Origin of the sequence: Nonomuraea sp. NPDC049709 (assembly GCF_040674815.1) — a bacterium.
Taxonomy (GTDB): Bacteria; Actinomycetota; Actinomycetes; order Streptosporangiales; family Streptosporangiaceae; genus Nonomuraea.
In genome coordinates, this window is record NZ_JBFANM010000011.1 from 192,838 (window position 1) to 215,820 (window position 22,983).

Here is a 22,983-nt window from a genome sequence, read left to right on the forward strand (position 1 = left end):
GGATCTAGCCACGGCCATCTCATAGACAGCGCAGTTCAGGATGACTAGGAATTCGGTATTCGTGCTTACCGATTCTCTGGAGGTCGTCCATGCTGCGCGGCTTAAGGCGAGGGACGGTGATGGCCGCCGCGGCGGTCATGGCGGCCTCGCTGCTCTCGGTTCCCGGCGCGGACGCGGTCACCGCTCCGCCCACGGAATTCACGGCCGGGGCGGCGAGCGGCGAGATCACCCTGATCACCGGTGACCGGGTACAGGTGCGCGCCGTGGACGGTGAGCACAAGTCCGTGACGGTCACCCCCGTACCCCGGGCGGACGGCTCCGTGCCGACGTTCCAGGTGCTGGAGTCCGAGCGCGGGGTCACGGTCATCCCCGACGACGTCGCCACGCTGGTCCCCGAGCGGCTCGACACCGCGCTCTTCAACGTGACGGCGCTGGCCGAGCAGCGGTACGGCGCCGCCATCCCGCTCATCCTCACCTACGCCGCCGACGCGGCCAAGGCCGCGGTGCCGGCCGCCAAGCAGGTCCGCACGCTGGAGAGCATCGGCGGCGCGGGCGTGTCGGTGGCGGCCGCGGACGCGGCGGCGTTCGGGGCGGAGCTGGCCAGGCTGGCCTCCCCGTCCCCGCAGGTGCGCGCGGCCGGGTCGCTGGCGGGCGTGACCAAGATCTGGCTCGACCGCAAGGTGGCGCCGGTGCTGGCGGACAGCGTGCCGCAGATCGGCGCGCCCGAGGCGTGGGCCGCCGGGTACGACGGCACCGGCACCACCGTGGCCGTCCTCGACACCGGCGTCGACGCCACCCACCCCGAGCTTGCGGGCAAGGTCGCCGACCAGCGCGACTTCACCGGCGAGAACGTCACCGGCGACCCCCACGGCCACGGCACCCACGTGGCCGGCACCATCGCCGGAGCCGGCACGGACAGCGGCACGGGCGGGGGGACTGGCGGGGGGACTGGCGGCGGCACGGGCGGCGGCACGGACAGCGGCACGGACAGCGGCACGGACAGCGGCACGGACAGCGGCACGGACAGCGGCACGGGCGGCGGGACCGGCGGCAAGGGCGTCGCGCCCGGCGCGAAGCTGCTCAACGGCCGCGTGCTGGCCGCCGACGGCTACGGCCAGCTGTCCTGGATCATCGACGGCATGGAGTGGGCGGCCGGCGAGAAGCACGCCGAGGTCGTCAACATGAGCCTGGGCAGCCCCGAGGCGGGCGGCCCGCTCACCGAGGCGGTGTCCAGGCTCACCGAGCAGTACGGGACGCTGTTCGTGGTCGCCGCGGGCAACGACGGCTGCGACTCGTGCGTGGGCGCCCCCGGCGACGCCCCCGACGCGCTCACCGTCGGCGCGGTGGACAAGCAGGACCGGCTCGCGGACTTCTCCAGCAGGGGCCCGATCCTGGCCGACCAGGCCGTCAAGCCCGACGTCACCGCGCCCGGCGTGGACATCTCCGCCGCGCGCACCGGCGGGGGCCGGATCGCGATGTCCGGCACCTCCATGGCCACCCCGCACGTCGCCGGCGCGGCGGCGCTGCTGCGCCAGGCCCGCCCGGGGCTGACCGGCTCCGAGCTGAAGTCCCTGCTCATGACCACCGCCAGGCCCGGCCAGGACATCCCGGTGGACGCGCAGGGCGCCGGCCGGATCGACGTGGCCGCCGCACTCAAGAGCCCGGTCGTGGCCTCGGCCGGCTCGCTCAACTTCGGCAAGCTCACCCTCGGCGAGGAGAAGACGCTCACCGTCGGCTACCGCAACCCCGGCCAGGCACCCGCCGAGCTGGAGCTGTCCGGCGGCGACGCGTTCACCGTCGAGCCGGCCAGGCTCACCGTGCCCGCCGGCGGCACCGCCGAGGTGAAGGTCACGCTCAAGGCGGCCAGGGCGGGAGCGCTGCGCCAGGAGCTGACGGCGGCGGGCACGCGCACGCTGCTGACGGCGAGCGTCGAGGAGAAGCGGGTCGAGCTGCGCGTACGCGGAGTCGCCAGGGACGGCCGCACCGGCCGCGGCGGCTTCACCGTGCTGAACCTGGACGAGGGCACCCTGGTCGGCCGCGTGCTCCCCGGCGACCCGGCCCAGCCCTGCACCGACGCCAAGTACGGCTCCGGCACCTGCCTGCTCGTCAAGCCCGGCACCTACTCCGTGCTCGGCCACATCTTCACCATGCCCGCCACGCAGTCCAGCACCGAGAGCGGAAAGCCGCTCAACGAGAGCCTGCTCGGCGACCCGGAGATGGAGATCACCGAGAACACCGAGGTCGTCCTCGACGCCCGCGAAGCCGTGGAGGTCGAGGTCGAGACGCCCGACCACAGGACCAAGCGGAACACGGGGGCGGCCGCCGCGCTCATGTGGTACCGCACCGGCGAGCAGGGCACGGCCCTGCGCGGCGGCACCACCATCTCGCCCGGCGGGCAGGTCGAGGAGCGCCTGTTCGTCCAGCCGACGAGGAAGGTCACCAAGGGCACGTTCGTGGTGGCCACCCGCTGGCGGCTGAAGGCCCCCGAGATCGCCTTCTCCTCCCTCGGCCTGGAGCTGGAGCCCGAGTACGTCGACCCGGTCCAGTTCAGCGACTTCGCCACCGAGTACCCGCGCCTGGACGGCACCCGCCTGCTCATGGCGGTGGACGCCGGCCGGGGCAGCGCGGAGGAGATCAGGGCCCGCGACCTGCGCGGCAGGCTCGCCGTCATCCGCCGCACCGACGGCGTGCCGGTCTCCGCCCAGTCCAACGCGGCGGCGGCGGCCGGGGCGGCGATGGTGGCGGTCTACAGCGACCGGCCCGGCGCCGACGTCACCACGGGCGGCAACCGGGTCAAGCTCGCGGTCCCGACCGTGCGGCTGACCCACGAGCAGGGGCTGAAGCTGGTCGAGCGGCTGCGCCGCCTGCCGGTGCCGATCGTGGCCAAGGGCATCGTGGCCAGCCCGTACGTCTACGACCTGTACCTGCGGGAGAAGGGCCGGGTCCGCGAGTCCCTCGACTACGTGGTCCGCGCGAGGTCGCTGGCCAGGATCGACACCGGCTACCACAGCCAGCTGGCCGACGACGTGACCGTCAACGAGGCCCGCTACGTCTTCGAGCCCTGGGACACCCTGTCGATCTCGACCAACCACCCGATGGCCAGGACGCCGCGCACCCGGACCGACTACGTCACGCCCGACCCCGAGCTGCGGTGGAGCACGTCGGCGAGCACGCCGGAGCGACCGTACAACAACATGTGGCCGCACCCGGACACGGTGCGCGTGGGGGTGTCGTCGCCGGAGTTCCGGCCGTACGAGGCGGGGGAGCGGGCCGCCCGCAGCGTGTTCAAGCAGCCGTTGCTGCCCGGCACCAACCCGCGCAACCCGGTACGCCGGGAGGGTGACAAGCTCCGGATCTCGATGCAGGGCTTCGTGGACGCGCAGGGCAACTACGGCGAGGCCTACACCAGCCTGTTCGAGCGCGGCATGAAGACCGACTTCCGGCTCTACCAGGGCGAAACGCTGCTGTGGCAGACGGACTACCTGCCCGCCGGGTCGGGGACGCTGCCGGCGGAGAAGGGCACGTACCGGATCGAGTACGACCTGACGAACGAGTCGGACTGGGCGAAGCTGTCCACCCGCACCCGTGGCGTGTGGACGTTCACCTCGGAGCGGGCCGCGGAGACGACCGTGGTCCCGCTGCTGCAGGCCGCCTTCGACGCGCCCGTGGACCTGAAGAACCAGGCCAGGTCCCGCAAGCTGGGCCTGTCGCTGCGCCACCAGGAGGGGGCGGAGCAGAGCGCGATCAAGGACGTCGCGCTGGAGGTGTCGTACGACGACGGCGCCACCTGGAAGCCCGCCCGCCTGCGTGACAAGGGGAAGCGGGCCTACGAGACGACGCTCGACCGCGCGCCGTCCGGGTTCGTCTCGCTGCGGCTGAACGCCTCCGACGTCAACGGCAACACGCTCACGCAGGAGGTGATCCGCGCCTACGTCGTGCGCTGAACGCCGTGCATGAGGGTGTCGATCACCCTCGTGGCGAGCGCGTCAGGATCCCTGCCTGACGCCGGGCCCGAAACTGGGCCCGAAACTGGGCCCGAAACTGGGCCCGCTGCTGGGCCCGCTGTTGGGGGAGTGCCGTGGGCGGCCTCCCCCAGCAGCGCGAGGTAGACCTGCCTGGCCCAGGCGATGTCGGCGCCGGGGCCCAGCAGCTTGCCCAGGACGGCCTCGCACATCCCCATCACCTCCGCCTGCACGGCCTGGGCCTCATGGCTGAGGGGCACCGGGCGGGCCAGGGTGAAGCGCCAGCAGGGCTTGATCTGCAGGATGTTGGCGGTGGCCTGGTGCAGCGTGACGAGCGGGGGCGCGGTGTGCGGGCGGGCGGCGAGCACCGCCTCCAGGATCTCCCGCCACGCGGCCACCTCCATGGCCTCGATCAGCGCCTCCCGGCTGGCGAACCTGCGGTGGATGGTGGCCCTGGCCACGCCGGCCGCCTCGGCGATCTGCTCCATCGTGGCCACCGGGCTGGCGCTCAGCACGTCTTCCGCCGCTGCCATGATCGCCCGCATGCTGCGCTCGGCGTCGGCCCGCAGTTTTCCCATGAAGGAGACGTTACTGGGTTTAACTGCGACTAATTGCCGCAGATATGGATTGATCTGATACTTTCTAGTTCATGACAACCAAGGGAACCGCTCTCGTGACCGGCGCCTCCTCCGGGATCGGCGCGGAGTTCGCCCGGCAGCTGGCCGCTCAGGGCCACGACCTGGTGCTGGTCGCCAGGTCGGCGCCGGCCCTCGAAGCGCTCGCCGACGACCTGCGCGCCCGCTATGGCGTACGCGCGGACGTGATCGTCCAGGACCTGTCGGCGCCCGACGCGGCCACGCGGGTCGCGGGGGAGTGCGCCGCCCGCGGCATCACGGTCGAGCTGCTGGTCAACAACGCCGGCTTCGGCACGGCGGGCCAGTTCGCCCGGATCGCGCCCGAGCGCGAGCACGACGAGCTCATGGTCAACGTCGTCGCGCTGGTGGGCCTGACGCACGCGTTCCTGCCGGGGATGCTCGACCGGGGCGCCGGCGGGGTGATCAACGTGGGCTCCACGGCCGGCTTCAACATCACCCCGTACTTCGCGACGTACGGCGCGTCCAAGACGTTCGTCCTCAACTTCAGCCTGGCCCTGTGGAGCGAGCTGTGCGGCCGCGGCGTGAAGGTCCTCGCCGTCACGCCCGGCCCGGTCGAGACGGCCTTCTTCGACCGGATCGGCACCCGCAAGGCCGCCATCGGGGCCAGGATCGCCACTCCGGAGTCCGTCGTCGCTTCGGCCTTGCGGGCATACGAGAACGACCGGGGTTACGTGGTCCCCGGTCGAGGCAATCTCGCGATGGCCCACCTCATGCCGCGCCGGCCGCGCAAGCTCATCGCCCTCATCGGCCGGCTGGTCACGCGGCAGGTGGCGGACGAGCTCACGCCCAGCGTGGCTCGCTGACGGGGGTGCAGGCGGGGGCGCGGGTCAGCATGGCCTGGGCCACGCTCGCCTTGATCAGCGCCGCGCCGCGCACGACCGGCACCAGCGTCAGCGCGAACAGCACGCCGACCAGGGTGTTGAAGCCGACGAACGCCAGATCGCCGTCCCCGAGCCCGAGCAGGGCCGGCCATCCGCCGTCCACCTCCGGGATGCGGGCCAGGACCCAGCCGTAGATCGGGAAGGTCAGGCCGGCGATCGCGCCCGCCCACCACACGGCGGTGACGACGGCCGCGGCCAGCGCGATCGGGAAGGCGACGATGCCGTGCAGCAAATCCAGCCACGCCTGGCCGCTGGTCAGCGGGTTCATCACGCGGCGGAACCAGCCCGCGCCGGCAGGGGTGGTCCCGTAGTGGGGGCGGCCGACGGGCCGGTCGAGCACGTCGGGGAGCGCGACCCGTTCGAAGTCGGCCAGGTTCCTGGCCATGAGGGCGGTGCCGGCCAGGATGGGCAGGCCGACGAACGCGACCGCGCTGCCCAGCCCGGCCGAGACCCCGGCCACGACCACGGTGAAGTGGGCGACGGCCGTGGGCAGGCCGAGCAGGGTGTAGCGGGTGTCGGTGGCGAGGCGGCGGCGGAGGGTTCTCATGGGAAGAACGCTACGAGCCGGGCCCGCGCCGATCGACCCTGCTCGCGGCCCTATGGAGGGTAGGGCCAGCCCTACCGGAACCCGCGCTCGGCGCGGTCGTGCCGGAAGGCGTCCAGCCGGTCGAAGTCGAGGGCGTGGGCCGAGACGGGCGCGTCGGGCGGGCCGGTGAAGAAGCCGGAGTGCGTCTCGGGGCACGGGTTGGCTAATCCGGTGACCCCAGCGCAGGGGTGGCCGCGGTAGGTGGTCTCGTGGTGCCAGTCGCTGACCGCCACGTACGTCATGAACTCGTACGCCCGCGCCACGCTCATGTGCTGCCACAACTCCCGGGCCGGGGCGGGGCCGTCCCAGCGGGTGACGGAGAAGGCGGGCACCAGGACCGCGTCGAGCGCGTCGTGCCCGGCCAGGCTTGCCGAATACCACAGGTCCGCGCAGAGCAGCACGTGCAGGCGGCGGCCGCCCAGCTCGAAGCCGCCGCTCGGCCGCCCGGGGCGGACCCCGGAGCGCAGCTCCAGCCCGTACGGGTGCACCTTGTCGTACTCCAGCAGCAGCGTGCCCCCGGCGTCGAACACCGCGCCCCGGTTGACCGCGCCGTCGTAGTGGGAGCCCCCGACGACCGCCATCCCCGACCCCACGGCCAGGGCGCGCACCCTGGCCAGGTAGTCGGCGCGGGGCAGGCTGGAGCCGGCGAGCTCGGGCAGCAGCACGACGTCCGCGCACGGGCGGGGCAGCAGCTCTTCGACGGCGTCGAAGTTGGCGTGGCCGTCGGGGGACCAGTGAGGGGGCTGAACCAGGAGGATCTTCACGTGTCTACTGTGACCCGTGCAGGTGGAACGCGGTCATCTCCTCGGGGCGCACGGGCTCCTGGCAGCGCGCGCACACCGTGACCGGCTCCAGGACCTCGCCGCAGGAGTGGGCCCAGACCGTGGGCGGCGCGCCCTCGGTGACGTAGCGGTCGCCCCAGGCCATCAGCGTCAGCAGCACGGAGTGCAGCGCCTGGCCGGGCTCGGTCAGCACGTATTCGTAGCGCGGCGGGTGGGATTCGTACTTGTGGCGCTCCAGCAGCCCGGCCTCCTCCAGCTTGCGCAGCCGGGCGGTGAGGATGTCGCGGCTGGCGCCGGTGTTGCGGGCGATCTGGTCGAAGCGCCGCACGCCCAGGAAGATCTCCCGCAGGGCCAGCAGGCTCCACCGCTCGCCGACGACCGCCAGCGCGTTGGCGATCGAGCATTCCCTGGGCATGACGCCGCCTCCTAAGTCCAGATTTCCAACTTACCGGCTGCCGGGGATCGCCGCGAGCAGCTCGCGGGTGTAGTCGTCCGACGGGTGGTCGAAGATCTCCTCCGCCGTGCCGCTCTCCACGATCCGCCCGGCGCGCATGACGTGCACCGCGTGGGAGATCATCCGGACCACGGCCAGGTCGTGGCTGATGAACAGGTAGCTGAGGCCCAGCTCCCGCTGCAGCCCGGCGAGCAGCTCCAGGATCTGCGCCTGCACCAGCACGTCCAGCGCGGAGACGGCCTCGTCGAGCACGACCAGCTCGGGCGACAGGGCCAGGGCGCGGGCGATGGCCACCCGCTGGCGCTGGCCGCCGGACAGCTCGTGCGGCAGCCGCTCGGCCATCGACGCGGGCAGCGACACCTTGTCCAGCAGCTCGGCGGCCGTCTTCCTCCGCTCGGCCGGGGTGCCGACGCGGTGCACGCGCAGCGGCTCGGTGATCGACTTCTCCACCGTGTAGCGGGGGTCGAGGGAGGCGTACGGGTTCTGGAAGACCGGCTGCACCCGCCGGCGGAAGGCGAACAGCTCCCGCCTGCCGAGCGCGGTCAGGTCCGTGCCGTCGAAGCGGATGCTGCCCGAGGTCAGGTCGTCCAGGCCGAGCAGCAGGTTCGCGGTCGTCGACTTGCCGGAGCCGGACTCGCCCACGATCGAGACGGTACGCCCGCGCGGGACGCTGAACGACACCCCGTCCACCGCCGTGAACTCCTCGCCGGTGCCCCTGACCGGGAACACCTTGCGCAGGCCGTCCACCACGACCAGCGGCTCGCCGGAATCGCCGGGCGGCTCGCTCACGCGTACCGACGACAGGCTCGGCACGGCCTTCAGCAGCCGGCGGGTGTACTCGTGCCCGGGATCGGCCAGGATCCCGGCTGCCGGCCCCGTCTCCACGATCTCGCCCTGGTACATGACCGCCACCACGTCGGCCCGCTCCGCCGCCAGCGCCAGGTCGTGCGTGATGAGGAAGACGGCCGTGCCCATCTCGGCGGTGAGCTGCTCCAGCTGGTCGAGGATGCGCCGCTGCACGGTCACGTCGAGCGCGGAGGTCGGCTCGTCGGCGATGAGCAGCTTCGGCCGGCAGGCCAGCCCCATGGCGATCAGCGCGCGCTGCCGCATGCCGCCGGAGAACTCGTGGGGATACTGGGCGACCCGCCGCGCCGGATCCGGGATGCCCACCATGTCCAGCAGCTCCACCACGCGGGCTCGCGCGGCCCGGCCGGTGGCGACCCCGTGCACCTCCAGCGCCTCGGCGATCTGGTCGCCGATGCGCATGAGCGGGTTGAGGTTCGACATCGGGTCCTGCGGGACCAGGCCGATGCCCGCGCCGCGGATCGCGGTCATCTCGCGCTCGCTCGCCGTCGCCAGGTCGCGCCCGTCGAACAGCACCTGCCCGCCGGTGATGCGGCCGTTGTCGGGCAGCAGCCGGTTGACCGCGGCCGCCGTGGTCGACTTGCCCGAGCCGGACTCGCCGACCACGGCGACGGTCTGGCCGGGCAGGATCTCCATCGAGACGTTCCTGACGACGGTGACGTCCTGCTTGCGGGTGCGGAAGGCGACCGAGAGGTCTCGGATCTCCAGGAGCGGGGTCATGCGGTCCTCGATCGGTGTTCGGTGGCCTGCAGCAGGTCGTGCCAGAGGGCGTCGGTGGGCGTCGGGGCGCCCTCGACGAGCAGGCGGTTGCTCGCCAGGGCCAGGGCGATGTCGCGGCCGGGCACGAAGCCGACCGCGCAGCCGACGTAGCCGGGGTGGCCGAGGACGGTGACGGTCTCACCGGGCAGCTCCAGCGCGTACCTGCGGAAGCCGAGCGCCTGCTCGGGGTCGGGGCCGGGGGCGAAGAACTCCCGCACGACCTCGGGCCGCCACAGGTGGTCGTACTCCTCGTACCTGGACAGCGCGGTGGCGTACCGCAGCAGGTCGGGCACCGTCGAGAACAGGCCCGCGTGCCCGGAGACGCCGTCGAAGGCGTGGTAGGCGTTGCCGTCGGCGACCTGGCCGATCACGGGCTCGGCGCGCCAGCGGGCGAAGTCCGTGCTGCGGTAGGGGACCGGGTACGGCCGCCCGGTGTCGAGCATGGTCATCTCGACCCGGTCGTCCAGGGCGCCCATGGCCACCTCGGAGCCGGCCGGGCCGGCGTACGTGGTCGAGGTGAGGCCGAGCGGCCGGGTGACCAGCTCGGCCAGCGCGCGGTCCAGGCGCAGCCCGGTGACCGCCGCGACGATCCGGCCGAGCAGCACGAACCCGAGGTCGGAGTAGTGCCGGGCGCGGCCCGGCCGGTAGCGGGGCGGCGGCAACTGCGCCTGGATGTACAGCGGCCACCACTCCCACAGCCCGCCCCGGTGCAGGAGCAGGTCCCGCACGGTGATCGCCTCGTACGACCGCGGCAGGTACGCGCTCAGCGGCGCGTCCAGGTCCACGAGCCGGTCGGACACCAGGCGGAGGAGCATCGTGGTCGTGGCCACGACCTTCGTGACCGAGGCGAGGTCGTGGTAGGTGTCCATGGTCATGGGCGCCGCCCCGGCGAGCCCGTCCTCCTCCTGGCGCACGGTGCGGTGCCCGGCGCACTCGGTGAGGTCGAACCAGGGCGTGCGCGCCGCCATGACCAGGCCCGGCGGCGGAGCGGGCGGCGGGGTGGCCGGCGACGTCATCGGGTCAGCACCAGGGACCGCGGCGGCTCGGTGGCGGGGGCGGGCAGGACCAGCGGTCCGGCGCCCGGGGTCAGCGTGCCGAGGATGCGGGCGGCGCGGGCGCCCGTCCCGCCGGGCACGGTGCCGGGCAGGCCGTGCGCGGTCAGCCAGCCGATCAGGGCGAACGCGATCGCCTCCTTGTCGTCGGCGGGCGCGCCGTAGTCGTCGGACGGCGCCACCCGCACGCCGGGCAGCGCCGCCCGCAGCCCGTCCATGATCACGGGGTTGCGGCAGCCGCCGCCCGAGACGACCAGCGCGCTCACCCCGGCGGCCAGCACGTCCTGGGTGACCGTGCGCACGGTCAGCTCGGTCAGCGTCGCGACGAGGTCCGCGTCCCCGATCGTTCCCGTCCCGGCAGCCGCCTCCGCCGCGTCGCCGAGGCGCAGGCCCGCCTTCGCCAGGGCCGTCTCCACGTATCCCGGGTGGAACAGCTCCTTGCCGGTGCTCTTCGGTGCCGGCAGCCGGTAGTACGGCTCGTCCAGCAGCACCTCCAGCAGCCGCTCGGCCACCCGTCCCGAGGCGGCGATCCGGCCGTCCTCGTCGAAGCCCCGTGCGTTCAGCCCCCGGCCCGTCACCACCGCGTCGATCAGCGCGTTCGCCGGCCCGATGTCGTAGGCGTACAGCAGCGAGTCCCCGCGCACCACCGTCATGTTCGCGATGCCGCCCAGGTTGAGCGCCGCCGCCCCGCCGTCGTGCGCGCCGAGCAGCAGCCCGTCCAGCACCGACACCAGCGGCGCGCCGTGCCCGCCCGCCGTGATGTCCCTGATCCGCACGTCCGACAGCACCGGCGCTCCCGTGCGCTCGGCGATCCACGCGGGCTGCCCGATCTGCAGCGTGCCGAGCGCGTGCGCGCCCTCCACCCAGTGGTAGACGGTCTGCCCGTGCGAGACGACCAGGTCCACCGGGCCGCCCGCCTCGATCGCCGCGGCCGCCGCCTCGGCGAAGCACTGCCCGATGAGCGTGTCCAGCTCGCACACCTCGGCCAGCGTCGTGCGCGCCGGCGGCAGCGCCGCGATCAGCCGGGACCGCAGTCCGGCGGGGTACGGCGTGCTCGCCGTGTGCCCCACCCGGCCTTCGAGCACGCTCCCGACCGGCTCGAAGTCCACCACGGCCACGTCGATCCCGTCGTGCGAAGTGCCGGAGATCATCCCGAGAACCTTCACGCCCACTCCCCGCGTTCTTCCAGTGCCGTCCGCAGCCGCCCGCCGGCCCTGGCCAGCCGGGCCGCCGCGTCCTGCGGTGACAGGTCGAAGCGCGAGGCCACGACCGCCTGCTTGACGTTGAAGCCGTTGGCGTCCAGCGCGGCCAGCGCCTCCTCGCGCCCGGCCCCGGTGATGGTCCGCACCATGCGCACGGCCCGCTCGCGCAGCTTGCCGTTGCTGGCCTTCACGTCGACCATGAGGTTCCCGTACGTCTTGCCGAGCCGCACCATCACGATCGTCGAGAACATGTTGAGCACGAGCTTCTGCGCCGTGCCCGCCTTGAGCCGGGTCGAGCCGCTGATCACCTCGGGCCCGACGAGCACCTCGATCGCGTGCTCGGCCGCCGCGCTCAGCGGCGTGCCCGCGTTGCACGACAACCCGACGGTCAGCGCGCCGCGCTCGCGCGCCCGCCGCACGGCCGCCAGCACGTACGGCGTGCGCCCGCTGGAGGCGACGCCCACCACGGTGTCCAGGGGTCCGATCCCGGCCTCGGCCACGCCCGCGGCCCCCGCCTCCTCGTCGTCCTCGGCCCCCTCGCAGGGGGACACGATCGCGCTCTCGCCGCCCGCGATGATCGCGAAGACCTGCTCGGGCGGCGTGGAGAACGTCGGCGGGCACTCGGAGGCGTCCAGCACGCCGAGCCGGCCCGGGGTGCCCGCGCCCACGTACACGAGCCGGCCGCCGGCCTCCATGCGCGCGGCCGCGGCCTCGATCGCCGCGGTGATGCTGGGCAGCGCCGCCGCGACGGCGGCCGGCACCGTGGCGTCGGCCGCGTTCATCGTCGCCGCCAGCTCCCCGACGCTCATCGCGTCGATGCCGGCGAAGCGCGGATCGGCCGACTCGGTCGTCAGCTCTGAGAGGTTGTTCACCGCTTTCCTCGGTTTCGGGGGTCGAGAGTGTCGCGCAGGCCGTCGCCGAGCAGGTTCAGTCCCACCACGAGAAGCACGACGACCGCGCCGGGCGCGATCAGCGTCCACGGGGCCACGAACACGAGGCTGCGCGCCTCGAAGATCATCGAGCCGAGCGACGGCGCCGGCGGCGGCGTGCCCAGGCCCAGGAAGCTCAGCGACGCCTCGGTCAGCACCGCCCACGACAGCGACAGCGCCACCTGGATGACGATGATCGAGGTGATGTTCGGCAGCACGTGACGCAGCATGATCTGCCCGCGGCTCTGGCCGGTGGAGACGGCCGCCTTCACGTACTCGATCTCCCTGAGCGAGAGCACGGGCCCGCGGGTGACGCGGACGAAGATGGGGACGTACACGATGGCGATGGCCACGGCGATCGTGAACCAGTTGCGGTCCAGCACCGAGGCCAGCGACAGCGCCAGCAGCAGCGGCGGGAAGGCGAACAGCACGTTCGTCACCCCGCCGATCGCCCCGTCGGCCAGGCCCCGGTAGAAGCCGGACACCAGCCCGCCCAGCGTGCCCACCACGGTCGCGAACGCCACCGCGACGACCGCGATGAGCGCCGAGTTGCCCACCCCGGCCGCCACCCGGGAGAAGACGTCCCGGCCGAACTGGTCGGTGCCGAACAGGTGCTCGCCCGACGGCGACAGGAACCGCGAGGGCGGGTGCTGCGCGATCGGGTCGTACGGCAGCAGCCCCAGGTAGCCCAGCCCCGCGACCACGGCCAGCAGCACCAGGATCACGACGCCCGCCAGCCCCGCCGGGCTGCGCCGCAGCAGGGCGCTCATGAGGCCCTCACCCGCGGGTCGATGATCCGGTAGAGCATGTCGGTCAGCAGGTTCACCAGGACGAACGCCAGCGCGATCACCAGCACCGTGCTCTGCACGACCGCGTACTCCTTCTGCTGGATGCCCAGCAGCACCTGCCGCCCGATGCCGGGCACGGAGAAGATCTGCTCCACCACGACCGCCCCGCCCAGCAGGTAGCCGAACTGCAGGCCGGTCATGGTCACGATCGGCACCAGCGCGTTGCCGAGCACGTGCCTGACCTGGAGCCGCCGCTCCGGCACGCCCTTGGCGCGGGCGGTGCGGACGAAGTCGTTCGAGCGCACCTCCAGCACCGCCGTGCGGGTGGTGCGCAGGATCGGCGCCGCGATGCCGAAGCCCAGCACGAGCGCGGGCAGGAACATCTGCTGCAGGTTGAGCAGCGGGTTCTCGAAGAGCGGGGCGAAGCCCTGCCCGTTGGGGTTGAACCCGAACGACGCCGCGAAGACCGACAGCAGTGTCGTGGCCAGCAGGAACGCCGGGATGGACAAGCCCGCCAGGCTCACGACCTGGCCGGCGGCGTCCCTGGCCGAGTTCGTCCGGGAGGCGGCCAGCATGCCGAGCGGCACCCCGATCAGCAGGGCCAGCACGATCGAGAACACCGCCAGCTCGAACGTCACCGGCAGCGCGTTCAGGGTCAGCTCCAGCACGCTCTGCTGGGAGCGGGCCGAGTAGCCGAAGTTCCCGGTGAACATGTTGCCCAGCCACGAGAAGAACTGCGTGACCAGCGGCTGGTCCAGGCCGTAGTACTGCTCCAGAGCCTGCCGCTGGGCCGGGGTGAGCGCGGCGGCCTCGGTGCCGAGGCCCGCCGTGATCTGGTTGCCGGGGATCGCGCGGAGCATCACGAAGACGAACACGGCCACCCCGAACAGGATGCCCAGCGTCTCGGCGACGCGCCGCACGACACGGTTGCGCAGGAACATCAGCCGACGGAGGTGGTGCGCAGGTACTGCAGCGAGCCGCTGGCCATCGGCACGAAGCCCTGCACGTTGGAGGTCGTGGCGGTGTAGGTGTAGCCGGCGAACAGCCAGATCCACGCCGCGTTGTCCTCCAGCTGGGCCGACACCTGGTCGTAGATGGCCTTGCGCTCGGCCTGGTCGGTCGTGGCCTTGCCCTCGGCGAACAGCTTGTCGAGCTCGGGGGAGCTGTAGCCGGCGACCTTGTTCAGGTTGCCCTTGCTGGTGAAGTAGCGGCCGTAGGAGCCGTCGGGGTCGGGACGGCCGCCGTTGAGCGCGACGGCCGCGTCGAAGTCGGCCGCCACCCAGCGGTCCACGAACGCGCCCGACTCCAGCACCTCCAGCTCCAGGTTGATCTTCGCCTCGGCCAGCTGGGCCTTGAGGTTCTGGGCCTCGTTGACGGAGGTGGCGTACTCCCCCTGGGACACGATGGTCTTGACCGTCACGCCGCCGGACTTGCCGGCCTTGCCGAGATACTCGGCCGCCTTGGCGAGGTCGCGGGTGGGGCAGGGGCGCTTGTTCGGGTCCGACTTGAACGCCGGGGCGGTGATCGGGCCGGTCACCTCGCCCTCGCCGAGCGCCGCGGTGTCCAGCACCTGCTTGCGGTCGATCGCGCACTGCACGGCCAGGCGCACGTTGACGTCCTTGAGGTCGCCGCGCTGCGCGTTGAGCTGCAGGACGTGGTAGTTGAGCTGCGGCGTCTTGGCGACGGTGATCGTGCCGCCGCCCCCGGCGGTCTGCGCGACGAGCGGGTCGTTGAAGACCGCGAGCTGTACGTTGCCCGACTGCATGGCCGAGACGATGGACGACTCGTCGGGGATCACCCGGAACTCGACCGAGCCGACCTTGGGCTTCTCGGTGCCCCAGTACTTGTTGTTCCTGGCCAGCGTGATCGACTGGCTGGGCACGCGCTTGCCGAGAGTGAACGGGCCGGTGCCGTTCGGCGTGGCGTTGAGCTTCTCCTCGGTGTCGTCGGAGGAGAGGATGGCCATGTTGACCGTGGCCAGGTTGGCGGGCAGCGCGGCGTCGGGTCCGGTCAGCTCCAGCACGATCGTGCCCGCGTCGGGGGCCTCGACGGACTTCACCGACGACAGCGAGGCCCTGGCCACGGCCGCCGTCTTCTCGTCCATGATCTTGTCGAGGGAGTCCTTGACGTCCTTGGAGTCGAACGCGCTTCCGTCGGCGTAGGTCACGCCCTGGCGGAGCTTGAGCGTCAGCTTCTTCCCGTCCTCCGAGGTCTCCCAGGACTCGGCCAGGCCGGGGACCACGTTGAGGTCCTTGTCGAACTCGGTGAGCGTGCCGTACAGGTTCTGCAGCACGTTGACGGCCTGGAACTGGGTGGCCTTCCAGGGGAAGAGCGTGTCCGGGTCGGAGGTCACGCCGACCACGAGCGTGCCGCCGGCCTGACCGGTCGAGCCGGTGCCGGTGGCGGGCCCAGGAGAGGAGGACGAGCAGCTGGTGAGGGCGAGGGAAAGCGCAGCGGCGATGCCGGCCGCGGAGACGGCGCCACGGGGCATGTGGTCTCCTCTGGGCAGTAGGTCATAAAATTACGCAGACCATACCACCAGGGTATTTTCTTTCCATCAACCGGGATGGGTGACGATGGCCGAGGACGCCGAGACCCTGCTGATCCGCATCCGTGCCGCCATGCCCGCGCTGCGGCCGTCGGAGCGGCGCATCGCCGAGGTGTTCACCGGCGATCCGGCCGCGGTGGCGAACCTGTCCATCGCCGAGCTGGCCGCCCGCTGCGGCACCTCCACGACGTCGGTCGTGCGCTTCTACCGGCGCATGGGCTACGCCCACTACATGGACTTCAGGATCGATCTGACCAGGGCGGTGGCCAGGGAGGAGCACGCCAGGTCGAGCCTGCCCGAGGTGTCGGGCGACATCGACCGGAACGACAGCCTGGAGGGCATCGTCTCCAAGGTCGCGATGAACGAGACGCTGTCCATCGCCGACACGGCCCGCTCGCTGGACATGGAGGCGCTGGGCGAGGCGGTGCTGCTGCTGCTGGCCGCCCGCCGGATCGACACCTTCGGCGTGGGGGCGAGCGCGCTGGTGGGGCTCGACCTGCAGCAGAAGCTGTCGCGCATCGGGCGTACCGCGATCAACTGGCACGACTCCCACTCGGCCTGGACCTCGGCGGCCACGCTGAAGTACGGCTGCGTGGCCGTGGCCGTCTCGCACACCGGGGCCACCGTGGACACGGTCGAGTTCCTGTCCATCGCCCGCAAGTCGGGGGCCGCGACGGTCGCGATCACGAACTTCAGCGACTCGCCGCTGGCCCGCACGGCCGACGTGACGCTCACGACGGCCGCGCGGGAGACCAAGTTCCGCTCGGGCGCGCTGGGCAGCCGCATCGCCCAGCTCATGGTCGTGGACTGCCTGTTCACGGCGGTCGCGCAGGCCTCCTACGACGAGTCGATGGAGGCGCTGCGCAACACGTACGCGGTGGTGCACGACCGCGTCGTCAAGCGGGTCTAGCCGTGTTCCGGTCGCGTCCTAGGCGGGACGCTGGACCGTCTCGCAGTCCACGCTGACGTTGTCGCGCGCCCCGGAGTCGGCGAGCGCCAGGTCGGTGCCCTCGCCGCAGGACGACAGGTGATCGGAGACGGTGTCCCGCAGGTCGATCACGTCGTCGCCGCGGCCCGCGGACAGGGTGTCCCGGCCGTTGCCGCCGGTGAGCCTGTTGTTCTGCGCGTCGCCGGTCAGCGTGTCGCCGAAGGAGCCGCCGACCAGGTTCTCGGTCTGGACGTTGTCCTTGTCGGCTGGGCGGGGACCGTCGGCCTCGCGCCCGTCGTTGGCGGCGAAGTCCAGGCTCACGCGGACGCCGGTGGTCCCGTTCGGGCCGGTGGCCGGCACGCCGGAGTAGTCCGCGGTGTCCTCGCCGGCGCCGCCGGCATACAGGATCTGGCTGGTCGCCGCGCCCACGGTGCCCTTGGACCGGCTGGGACGGAAGACGTCGTCGCCGCCGTCACCCTCGACGGTGCCGGCCAGCGGGACCTGCGTGACGAACCTGTCGGCGCCCTCGCCCAGCCGGGCGGCGATCCTGGTGATGCCGACGGAGCAGCGCACGGTGGTGAGGTCGCCGGGGGCCGAGACGCAGCCGGCGCCGGGCGTGATGTTCACCGAGTCGCTGATCCGCAGCGCGTTGGTGCCCGGCTCGAGGGTGATCAGGACGTTGTTGGCGTCGGCGGAGCCGGTGTAGTCGAGCTGTAACAGGCCGCCGGTCACCACCCGTACCGACGCGGACGAGGTGCCGGCCGCGGCGTGTCCGGTCGCGGGGAGCGCGGCGAGCGCCCCCACGGCGAGGCCGCCGAGTAGAGAAAGGTGCAGGGCTCGGCGCTTGAGCGTGCGCATGATTCCTCCTATGGAGAGGTTGAATGATTGACGGCTCCATAGTGGTGTGGAACTTTGTTCTGTTCTGCGTCTTTGTGCACGGATGATCTGTCTTCCTCGCAACATCTTCACAGCCGCGATTCACCTGGGGTTCACTGGCCCGCTCTACCTTGTAGGCCCATGAGCTGGAGGTACCGGGCCAACGCGACTCTTGAGGGCCTGACGGGATACACATTGACGCGGCGGCTGCGCAAGGAGCCGCCCAAACCGCCGCCACCGCCCAAGGTGCCGCTGGAGTTGCAGCGGCTGCCCGGGGACACGGTGCGGCCGCCCACGGACCCGGAGCACGACCGGCTGCTGCGCGAGCCCGTCTTCCTGCTGTCGTCGGTACGGTCGGGCTCCACGCTGCTGCGCGTCATGCTCAACAGCCACTCGCAGATCCACTCGCCGATCGAGACGCACTTCCGGCGGGTGACCGTCGGGCTGGGCACCGACCCCGTACGCCAGGCCATGGAGCTGCTCGGCCACACCCACAGCGACATCGAGCACCTCGTGTGGGACCGGCTGCTGCACCGCGAGCTGACCCGCAGCGGCAAGCCGATCATGGCCGAGAAGACGCCCAGCAACGTCTTCGCCTGGCGGCGCATCTCGACCTGCTGGCCGGACGCGCGCTTCATCTTCCTGCTGCGCCACCCGATGTCGATCGTGCAGTCCTGGCACGAGGCCGACCCGGTCAAGCGGCCCATGGAGGAGGCCGTGCCGCGCACGCTGAGCTACATGACCTACCTGGAGGAGGCGCGTACCCACCTGGAGGGCCTGACCCTGCGCTACGAGGAGCTGGTCGCCGACCCCGAGGCCCAGCTGCGCCGGCTGTGCCTGTTCCTGGGCGTGGAGTTCGAGCCCGTCATGCTCGACTACGGCAAGAAGGACCACGGCGGCTTCGTCAAGGGCATCGGCGACTGGCGGGACAAGATCCGCACCGGCACGGTCGTCGCCGGGCGTCCCCTGCCCTCACCCGAGGAGATCCCCGCCGAGCTGCACGACATCTGCCGGACGTGGGACTATCTCCGGTGACAAGGGTCTCACCCCGGTGGTGGCCGGTATGTGACAGAGTTCGCTCGCGATTTGCCCGCCATTCGCCCGGGGCTCCGATATGTTGCCCTTCGTGATCAACGGGCCCTCTCGCCGAGCCTTATTCGCCGGTACCCTCGCCGGCCTCGCCCTGCCCGCGGCAACCCCCGCGGGCGCCGAGGCCTCCGCCCGCGGCAACCTGCCCGCGCGGCCGAACATCCTGCTCATCCTGGCCGACGACCTGGGATGGGGTGAGATCGGCAGCAACGGGCAGCGCATGATACGGACCCCGAACCTGGACCGGCTGGCGGCCGAGGGCGTGCAGTTCAAGGCCGCGTACGCGGGGGCGCCGCTCTGCGCGCCGTCGCGCTGCGCGCTGCTCACCGGGCTGCACGCCGGGCACAGCACCGTGCGGGAGAATCCGGAGGGCGGGCCGCAGCACGCGCTCACCGACGCCGACCTGACGTTCGCCGAGCTGCTGCGGCTGTCCGGCTACCGTACGGCGTGCATCGGCAAGTGGGGCTTCGGCCCCGAGGAGCCCGGCCAGGACTCCCACCCGAACGCGCGCGGCTTCGAGGAGTTCTTCGGCTACATCGGCCACGCCCACGCCCACCAGTACTTCCCGAAATACCTCTGGCACAACGGGGAGAAGGTGCAGCTCGACGGCACGTCGTACGCGCCGCACCTGTTCCGGCAGCGGGCCGTCGAGTTCATCAACGCCGACAGCGAGGACCCGTTCCTGCTGTACTACGCCAGCAACCTGCCCCACTCGCCGAGCGTGATCCCCGGCGACGCCGGCCCGTACGAGGACAAACCCTGGAGCGGCCCGAACCGCCGCCACGCCGCGCAGGTGGCCCGGCTCGACACCGACGTCGCCGCACTGATCAGGGCGCTGCGCGACTCGGGCCGGGCCAAGGACACCCTCGTGCTGTTCACCAGCGACAACGGCCCCCATCGGGAGAAGGGCGTGACGCCCTGGCTGTTCGACTCCAACGGCCCCTTCCGTGCCGACAAGCGCGACGTGTACGAAGGCGGCATCCGCGTCCCGATGATCGCCTGGTCGCCCGGACTGCGTCCCCGGGTGGAGCGGCAGCCGGTGGCGTTCTGGGACGTCCTGCCGACGTTCGGGGACCTGGCCGGGGTGCCGCTGCCCGCGCACCTGGACGGCCGCTCCTTCCGCGGCCTGCTCACCGGCGAGGGCGCCCCCAAGCACGACCACCTGGTGTGGAACCGGCCGCGCAAGGCCCAGGCCATCCGCCGGGGCCGGTGGAAGGTGGTCAGGCTGGCGCCGAACATCGCCGGCGCCGGGCCCGACGGCCGGGTCGAGCTGTACGACCTGCTCGACGATCCCGGGGAGCAGCGGGACCTGGCCGCCGCCCGGCCCGCCCTGACCCAGGAACTGGTGGACCGGCTCGACCGCTCGATCGGGCCCGACCCGCGTATCCCGTACGGGCTGCGGACGGAGCTGCAGGGCGGCCAGGTCGTGGTGACCCTGCACAACGGCTCCTCCGTGCCCTGGCGCCGGGTCCAGCTCGGTCTCGACGGGCGACGCCGGACGCGGGCGCACACCGTCGAGCGGGTGGACCCGGGTACGGCCATCGCGGTCGGCTTCCCGGCGCCGTCCGGCCGCATCACGGTGCGGGCCGCCTTTGAGGCGGACGGCAGGTCGCACGTCTTCCGCCGGGCCCACACGGGCGGGGAACGCCCGCTCACGCTGCGCTCCGCCGGCTGAGCCGGGGCGTCAGGGGGTCATGCGCGTGACCCCTTGCGCCACTGCTTCCAGCTCATCTGCCAGAAGCCCCAGCCGTTGTCCCACTCCAGCCGCCGGTCCGTGCCGGTGATCCTCACCACGTCACCCCGCCTGGTGCGCTCGTAGAACCAGGCGGCGTGGCGCGGGCTGACGTTCACGCACCCGTGGCTGACGTTGGCCCGGCCCTGCGAGCCGACCGACCACGGCGCGCTGTGCACGAACTCGCCGCTGTCGGAGATCCGCACCGCGTCGTTCACCACGGTCTCGTAGTACCCCGCCTGGCCCGGCGCCCGGCCCGGGGAGATCATGACCTCCGGGTCGGTCTTGGCCATGGTCAGGTGGACCCCGCTGGTCGTCGTGTACTCGCGGGTGGCGCCGTTGCCCGCGCTGATCGGGATCGTGCGCACCTTCTCGCCGTCCCGCCGGACGACCATGGTGTGCTCGTCCACGTCCACCGTGCTGATCCGGGCCGCGCCGATCTCGAACGTGGTGCGGTGCCCCTTGACGCCGTACACGTTCCTGCCCGCCCGCACCCCGGTGAGGCGCGCCTCGAAGGTCACCTCCTGGTGCGCCTTCCAGTACGTACGGGTGCGGTAGACCGCGGTCCGGTCGTCGGGCCAGCGCCAGGCGCCCTCGGACCGCTTGCCCGACTCCACCACCATCGCCCGCTCCACGGCGGCCTTGTCGGCCACGTCCCGGTTGAACGTCACGATGATCGGCATCCCCACCCCGACCTTCTCGCCCCGCTCCGGCGTCACGTCCTCGACCTCGATCGTCCTGGCGGGCTTCAGCGTCCGGAACCGGCTGGTCGCGGTCGCCGCCGTGCCGCCCGCCCCGGTGGCCGCCGCGGCGACGGTGAAGGACCTGGCGGGGGCGAGCGCGCGGTCGGACGTCCACTCCGTACGGGCGGCGTTGAAGCGCCCCTTCACGCCCTTGACCGTGACCTCCGTGAGCGTCCCGCCCGACACCCGCACGGTGATGCCCCGCTCGGGCCGCACGTTCCGGCCGCCGTCGGCGGGCGTGATCTCGATCACCGGCGGCGGCGCGGCCGCGGGCGGTGGCCCCGCGACGGGGACCGCGGGCGGCTCACCGGGCCGGTCCAGGGCCAGGACCGCCGCCGTGGTCAGCAGCATCACGGCAGTAAGGATCACGAAATATCGCAACAACCGGCGGATCATGACCAGAGCCTGGCGAGGGCCCTGTTTCCCCGGCGTTAGCGGCGGCTCGCATGGAAGCGTCACCCCGACGGCACGTCATCCTAGTAACCAAGAGTAATGACATCGCTACTGAAAGTTGACATTCTGATATCCAGGACATTCCTACGACGAGAGGAACGCATGAATCTGATCACCCGCTCGGAATGGCACGCGAAGAAGCCGTCGAGCGACTACACCCGCCTGTCGTCCACCCAAGGAGTCAAGATCCACTACACGGGCGGCAAGGTGCCGGCCGACCTCGCGGAGTCCGGCAACCACGACCGCTGCGTCGACCTGGTCCAGGACATCCAGCGCATGCACATGTCGGGGGGCCGCGGCGAGAGGTACATCGACCTGGGCTACAACATGGTGTGCTGCCCCCACGGGCGCACGTTCATGGGCCGCGGCCCCCACGCCCTCCCGGCCGCCAACGGCGCGGGCCTCAACTCCGACCATTACGCGGTGCTCGCCCTGGTCGGCAGTTCGGGGCTGACCGAGCCGAACGACGACCTGCTCAACGCCCTGGTCGACGCCATCGAATACCTGCGCGAGCACGGCGACGCCGGCCGCCAGGTCAAGGGGCACCGCGACGGCTACGACACCTCGTGCCCGGGCGACCCGCTCTACCGCTGGGTACGCGACGGGGCCGACCGGCCCTGACGGTCCCCTTAGAGCAGGCGCCCGACGTGGGCCAGCGCCTGCTTGAGCAGCACGCCCTGCCCACCGGCCATCTCCTCCTGCACCATCGGCGAGGCCGCCTCCTCCGGGGTGAACCACACCAGGTCGAGCGCGTCCTGCCGGGGCCGGCAGTCCCCGGCGACGGGCACGATGTAGGCCAGGGAGACGGCGTGCTGCCGCGGGTCGTGATAAGGGGTGACGCCGGGCGTGGGGAAATACTCGGCGACCGTGAACGGCTGCGGGGAGATGGGGATGCGGGGGAGCGCCACGGGGCCGAGGTCCTTCTCCAGGTGACGCATGAGCGCGTCGCGGATCCGCTCGTGGTGGAGCACCCGCCCCGAGACCAGCGCCCGGCTGACCGTGCCGTCCGACTGGATGCGCAGCAGCAGGCCGACGTGGGTGACCACGCCGGTGTCGTCGGCCCGCACCGGCACGGCGTCGACATAGAGGATCGGCAGCCGGCCCCGCACCGACTCCAGTTCTTCCGGGGCGAGCCAGGCGGGCGTCGTTTCGGTCTTTTCGGTCATCTGCTGATCGTACGGCCCGGTGGGTCACCGGCGTACCGCGCTCCTGCCCAGTGAGATCGTGCCGGCCGCGGTCCGGCCCGCCAGCCAGGACGTCGTGCAGATGAACAGCACGATGCCCAGGAACGGCAGGTATTCGAGGACTTTTCGCTTCATGTGAGGTCATGCTCCGATCTGCTCTTGACCAGCCGCCTGCGCTGCGGCTGCACGGTGTACCGGGGGTCGTTCGCCGACTCCATCCCGGCCCTGAAGATCCCGAACCTGGTGCACGCCGACCCCGCCAGCAGGGCCGCGCCGGCCGCCATGGCCGCGATCCGGCTGCGCCGGCCCAGCGTCGCCCCGGTCAGCGCGCCCGCCAGGGACAGCGCCTCGCCCAGCCGCAGCAGCCTGCTGCGCTTGAGCGGCTCGGCCAGCGGCCCGAGCCGGCGCTCCATGCGGGTGGCGGCCGCGCACTCCACGACCGCGCCCAGCAGCGCCGCCCGGCGCGCCGGGGCCGACTCCGACAGCGGCGCGGCCAGCATCCCGAGCCCGCCCGC

At 72.2% G+C, this 22,983-nt stretch carries 21 protein-coding genes and 1 pseudogene; 6 read left to right on the plus strand and 16 right to left on the minus strand.

Annotated features, from left to right (window positions below):
* Positions 1-89 precede the first annotated feature (89 nt).
* Complete coding sequence (locus AB0J69_RS13790) at positions 90-3,944, plus strand: S8 family serine peptidase (protein WP_364116640.1); 3,855 nt, start codon at positions 90-92, stop codon at positions 3,942-3,944.
* Here AB0J69_RS13790 and AB0J69_RS13795 read toward each other — a convergent pair.
* The gene (locus AB0J69_RS13795) at positions 3,929-4,540 is read right to left on the minus strand and encodes a helix-turn-helix domain-containing protein (RefSeq protein ID WP_364116642.1); all 612 of its coding nucleotides are present in this window, start codon (positions 4,538-4,540) and stop codon (positions 3,929-3,931) included. The two genes, AB0J69_RS13790 and AB0J69_RS13795, sit on opposite strands and share 16 nt — an antisense overlap.
* Before the next feature lie 71 nt (positions 4,541-4,611).
* Here AB0J69_RS13795 and AB0J69_RS13800 point away from each other — a divergent pair, with 71 nt between their 5' ends.
* Positions 4,612-5,421, plus strand: a complete 810-nt coding sequence (locus AB0J69_RS13800; protein ID WP_364116644.1) for an SDR family oxidoreductase — start codon at positions 4,612-4,614, stop codon at positions 5,419-5,421.
* Here AB0J69_RS13800 and AB0J69_RS13805 read toward each other — a convergent pair.
* The 10 genes from AB0J69_RS13805 to AB0J69_RS13850 all read right to left on the minus strand — a co-directional run bounded on the left by AB0J69_RS13805 (position 5,399) and on the right by AB0J69_RS13850 (position 15,406).
* Positions 5,399-6,046, minus strand: a complete 648-nt coding sequence (locus AB0J69_RS13805; RefSeq protein WP_364116646.1) for a sensor domain-containing protein — start codon at positions 6,044-6,046, stop codon at positions 5,399-5,401. The two genes, AB0J69_RS13800 and AB0J69_RS13805, sit on opposite strands and share 23 nt — an antisense overlap.
* Before the next feature lie 71 nt (positions 6,047-6,117).
* Entirely contained in the window at positions 6,118-6,849 is a 732-nt protein-coding gene (locus AB0J69_RS13810) for a carbon-nitrogen hydrolase family protein (RefSeq protein WP_364116648.1), read from the minus strand.
* 4 nt (positions 6,850-6,853) lie between these two features.
* Positions 6,854-7,282: a helix-turn-helix domain-containing protein gene (locus AB0J69_RS13815; RefSeq protein ID WP_364116650.1), complete on the minus strand. Its 429-nt coding sequence runs from the start codon at positions 7,280-7,282 to the stop codon at positions 6,854-6,856.
* A 30-nt stretch (positions 7,283-7,312) separates the two neighbouring features.
* On the minus strand, positions 7,313-8,905 hold the full coding sequence (locus AB0J69_RS13820) for an ABC transporter ATP-binding protein (RefSeq protein WP_364116652.1): 1,593 nt from the start codon (positions 8,903-8,905) through the stop codon (positions 7,313-7,315).
* Positions 8,902-9,960 carry a serine hydrolase domain-containing protein gene (locus AB0J69_RS13825; RefSeq protein WP_364116654.1) on the minus strand — a complete coding sequence of 353 codons (1,059 nt, stop codon included), beginning with the start codon at positions 9,958-9,960 and terminating at the stop codon, positions 8,902-8,904. Before AB0J69_RS13825 ends, AB0J69_RS13820 begins: the two co-directional genes overlap by 4 nt.
* Positions 9,957-11,162, minus strand: a complete 1,206-nt coding sequence (locus AB0J69_RS13830; protein WP_364116656.1) for an anhydro-N-acetylmuramic acid kinase — start codon at positions 11,160-11,162, stop codon at positions 9,957-9,959. Before AB0J69_RS13830 ends, AB0J69_RS13825 begins: the two co-directional genes overlap by 4 nt.
* Positions 11,159-12,070, minus strand: coding sequence for an N-acetylmuramic acid 6-phosphate etherase (murQ, locus tag AB0J69_RS13835; RefSeq protein WP_364116658.1), 912 nt, complete (start codon positions 12,068-12,070; stop codon positions 11,159-11,161). The genes AB0J69_RS13830 and murQ overlap by 4 nt, the downstream gene beginning before the upstream one ends.
* The gene (locus AB0J69_RS13840; RefSeq protein ID WP_364116660.1) at positions 12,067-12,897 is read right to left on the minus strand and encodes an ABC transporter permease; all 831 of its coding nucleotides are present in this window, start codon (positions 12,895-12,897) and stop codon (positions 12,067-12,069) included. The genes murQ and AB0J69_RS13840 overlap by 4 nt, the downstream gene beginning before the upstream one ends.
* Entirely contained in the window at positions 12,894-13,856 is a 963-nt protein-coding gene (locus AB0J69_RS13845) for an ABC transporter permease (RefSeq protein WP_364116662.1), read from the minus strand. Before AB0J69_RS13845 ends, AB0J69_RS13840 begins: the two co-directional genes overlap by 4 nt.
* Positions 13,856-15,406 (minus strand): ABC transporter substrate-binding protein, encoded by a 1,551-nt coding sequence (locus AB0J69_RS13850; protein ID WP_364116664.1) that lies wholly within the window; start codon positions 15,404-15,406, stop codon positions 13,856-13,858. Before AB0J69_RS13850 ends, AB0J69_RS13845 begins: the two co-directional genes overlap by 1 nt.
* A gap of 85 nt (positions 15,407-15,491) precedes the next feature.
* Here AB0J69_RS13850 and AB0J69_RS13855 point away from each other — a divergent pair, with 85 nt between their 5' ends.
* Positions 15,492-16,373 (plus strand): MurR/RpiR family transcriptional regulator, encoded by an 882-nt coding sequence (locus AB0J69_RS13855; protein ID WP_364116691.1) that lies wholly within the window; start codon positions 15,492-15,494, stop codon positions 16,371-16,373.
* Between the two features lie 18 nt (positions 16,374-16,391).
* On the opposite strand, the gene AB0J69_RS13860 is transcribed toward AB0J69_RS13855, so the two are convergent.
* Complete coding sequence (locus AB0J69_RS13860; protein WP_364116666.1) at positions 16,392-17,249, minus strand: hypothetical protein; 858 nt, start codon at positions 17,247-17,249, stop codon at positions 16,392-16,394.
* Between the two features lie 159 nt (positions 17,250-17,408).
* Here AB0J69_RS13860 and AB0J69_RS13865 point away from each other — a divergent pair, with 159 nt between their 5' ends.
* Both AB0J69_RS13865 and AB0J69_RS13870 read left to right on the plus strand, forming a co-directional pair.
* Entirely contained in the window at positions 17,409-18,302 is an 894-nt protein-coding gene (locus tag AB0J69_RS13865; protein WP_364116668.1) for a sulfotransferase, read from the plus strand.
* Positions 18,303-18,393: 91 nt separating this feature from the next.
* On the plus strand, positions 18,394-20,031 hold the full coding sequence (locus AB0J69_RS13870) for an arylsulfatase (RefSeq protein ID WP_364116670.1): 1,638 nt from the start codon (positions 18,394-18,396) through the stop codon (positions 20,029-20,031).
* A 17-nt stretch (positions 20,032-20,048) separates the two neighbouring features.
* On the opposite strand, the gene AB0J69_RS13875 is transcribed toward AB0J69_RS13870, so the two are convergent.
* On the minus strand, positions 20,049-21,227 hold the full coding sequence (locus AB0J69_RS13875) for an Ig-like domain-containing protein (protein ID WP_364116672.1): 1,179 nt from the start codon (positions 21,225-21,227) through the stop codon (positions 20,049-20,051).
* Between the two features lie 159 nt (positions 21,228-21,386).
* Here AB0J69_RS13875 and AB0J69_RS13880 point away from each other — a divergent pair, with 159 nt between their 5' ends.
* On the plus strand, positions 21,387-21,905 hold the full coding sequence (locus tag AB0J69_RS13880; RefSeq protein ID WP_364116674.1) for a peptidoglycan recognition family protein: 519 nt from the start codon (positions 21,387-21,389) through the stop codon (positions 21,903-21,905).
* Between the two features lie 8 nt (positions 21,906-21,913).
* Here the strand turns inward: AB0J69_RS13880 and AB0J69_RS13885 are convergent, their stop codons facing one another.
* The 3 genes and pseudogenes from AB0J69_RS13885 to AB0J69_RS13895 form a co-directional block, all read right to left on the minus strand.
* Positions 21,914-22,450, minus strand: a complete 537-nt coding sequence (locus AB0J69_RS13885; protein WP_364116676.1) for an NUDIX hydrolase family protein — start codon at positions 22,448-22,450, stop codon at positions 21,914-21,916.
* Between the two features lie 24 nt (positions 22,451-22,474).
* On the minus strand, positions 22,475-22,603 hold the full coding sequence (locus AB0J69_RS13890; RefSeq protein WP_364116678.1) for a hypothetical protein: 129 nt from the start codon (positions 22,601-22,603) through the stop codon (positions 22,475-22,477).
* Positions 22,600-22,983: pseudogene (locus AB0J69_RS13895) on the minus strand (polysulfide reductase); the annotation flags it as partial. The pseudogene AB0J69_RS13895 and the gene AB0J69_RS13890, both read right to left, overlap by 4 nt.

Bases quoted from the DNA above. Each gene is read 5' to 3' on its own strand.
- AB0J69_RS13885 (WP_364116676.1), bottom strand. From the start codon at position 22,450: ATGACCGAAAAGACCGAAACGACGCCCGCCTGGCTCGCCCCGGAAGAA.
- AB0J69_RS13860 (WP_364116666.1), bottom strand. From the start codon at position 17,249: ATGCGCACGCTCAAGCGCCGAGCCCTGCACCTTTCTCTACTCGGCGGC.
- AB0J69_RS13790 (WP_364116640.1), top strand. From the start codon at position 90: ATGCTGCGCGGCTTAAGGCGAGGGACGGTGATGGCCGCCGCGGCGGTC.
- AB0J69_RS13880 (WP_364116674.1), top strand. From the start codon at position 21,387: ATGAATCTGATCACCCGCTCGGAATGGCACGCGAAGAAGCCGTCGAGC.
- AB0J69_RS13840 (WP_364116660.1), bottom strand. From the start codon at position 12,897: ATGAGCGCCCTGCTGCGGCGCAGCCCGGCGGGGCTGGCGGGCGTCGTG.
- AB0J69_RS13805 (WP_364116646.1), bottom strand. From the start codon at position 6,046: ATGAGAACCCTCCGCCGCCGCCTCGCCACCGACACCCGCTACACCCTG.
- AB0J69_RS13850 (WP_364116664.1), bottom strand. From the start codon at position 15,406: ATGCCCCGTGGCGCCGTCTCCGCGGCCGGCATCGCCGCTGCGCTTTCC.
- AB0J69_RS13815 (WP_364116650.1), bottom strand. From the start codon at position 7,282: ATGCCCAGGGAATGCTCGATCGCCAACGCGCTGGCGGTCGTCGGCGAG.
- AB0J69_RS13795 (WP_364116642.1), bottom strand. From the start codon at position 4,540: ATGGGAAAACTGCGGGCCGACGCCGAGCGCAGCATGCGGGCGATCATG.
- AB0J69_RS13875 (WP_364116672.1), bottom strand. From the start codon at position 21,227: ATGATCCGCCGGTTGTTGCGATATTTCGTGATCCTTACTGCCGTGATG.
- AB0J69_RS13890 (WP_364116678.1), bottom strand. From the start codon at position 22,603: ATGAAGCGAAAAGTCCTCGAATACCTGCCGTTCCTGGGCATCGTGCTG.
- AB0J69_RS13845 (WP_364116662.1), bottom strand. From the start codon at position 13,856: ATGTTCCTGCGCAACCGTGTCGTGCGGCGCGTCGCCGAGACGCTGGGC.
- AB0J69_RS13825 (WP_364116654.1), bottom strand. From the start codon at position 9,960: ATGACGTCGCCGGCCACCCCGCCGCCCGCTCCGCCGCCGGGCCTGGTC.
- AB0J69_RS13820 (WP_364116652.1), bottom strand. From the start codon at position 8,905: ATGACCCCGCTCCTGGAGATCCGAGACCTCTCGGTCGCCTTCCGCACC.
- AB0J69_RS13800 (WP_364116644.1), top strand. From the start codon at position 4,612: ATGACAACCAAGGGAACCGCTCTCGTGACCGGCGCCTCCTCCGGGATC.
- AB0J69_RS13855 (WP_364116691.1), top strand. From the start codon at position 15,492: ATGGCCGAGGACGCCGAGACCCTGCTGATCCGCATCCGTGCCGCCATG.
- AB0J69_RS13865 (WP_364116668.1), top strand. From the start codon at position 17,409: ATGAGCTGGAGGTACCGGGCCAACGCGACTCTTGAGGGCCTGACGGGA.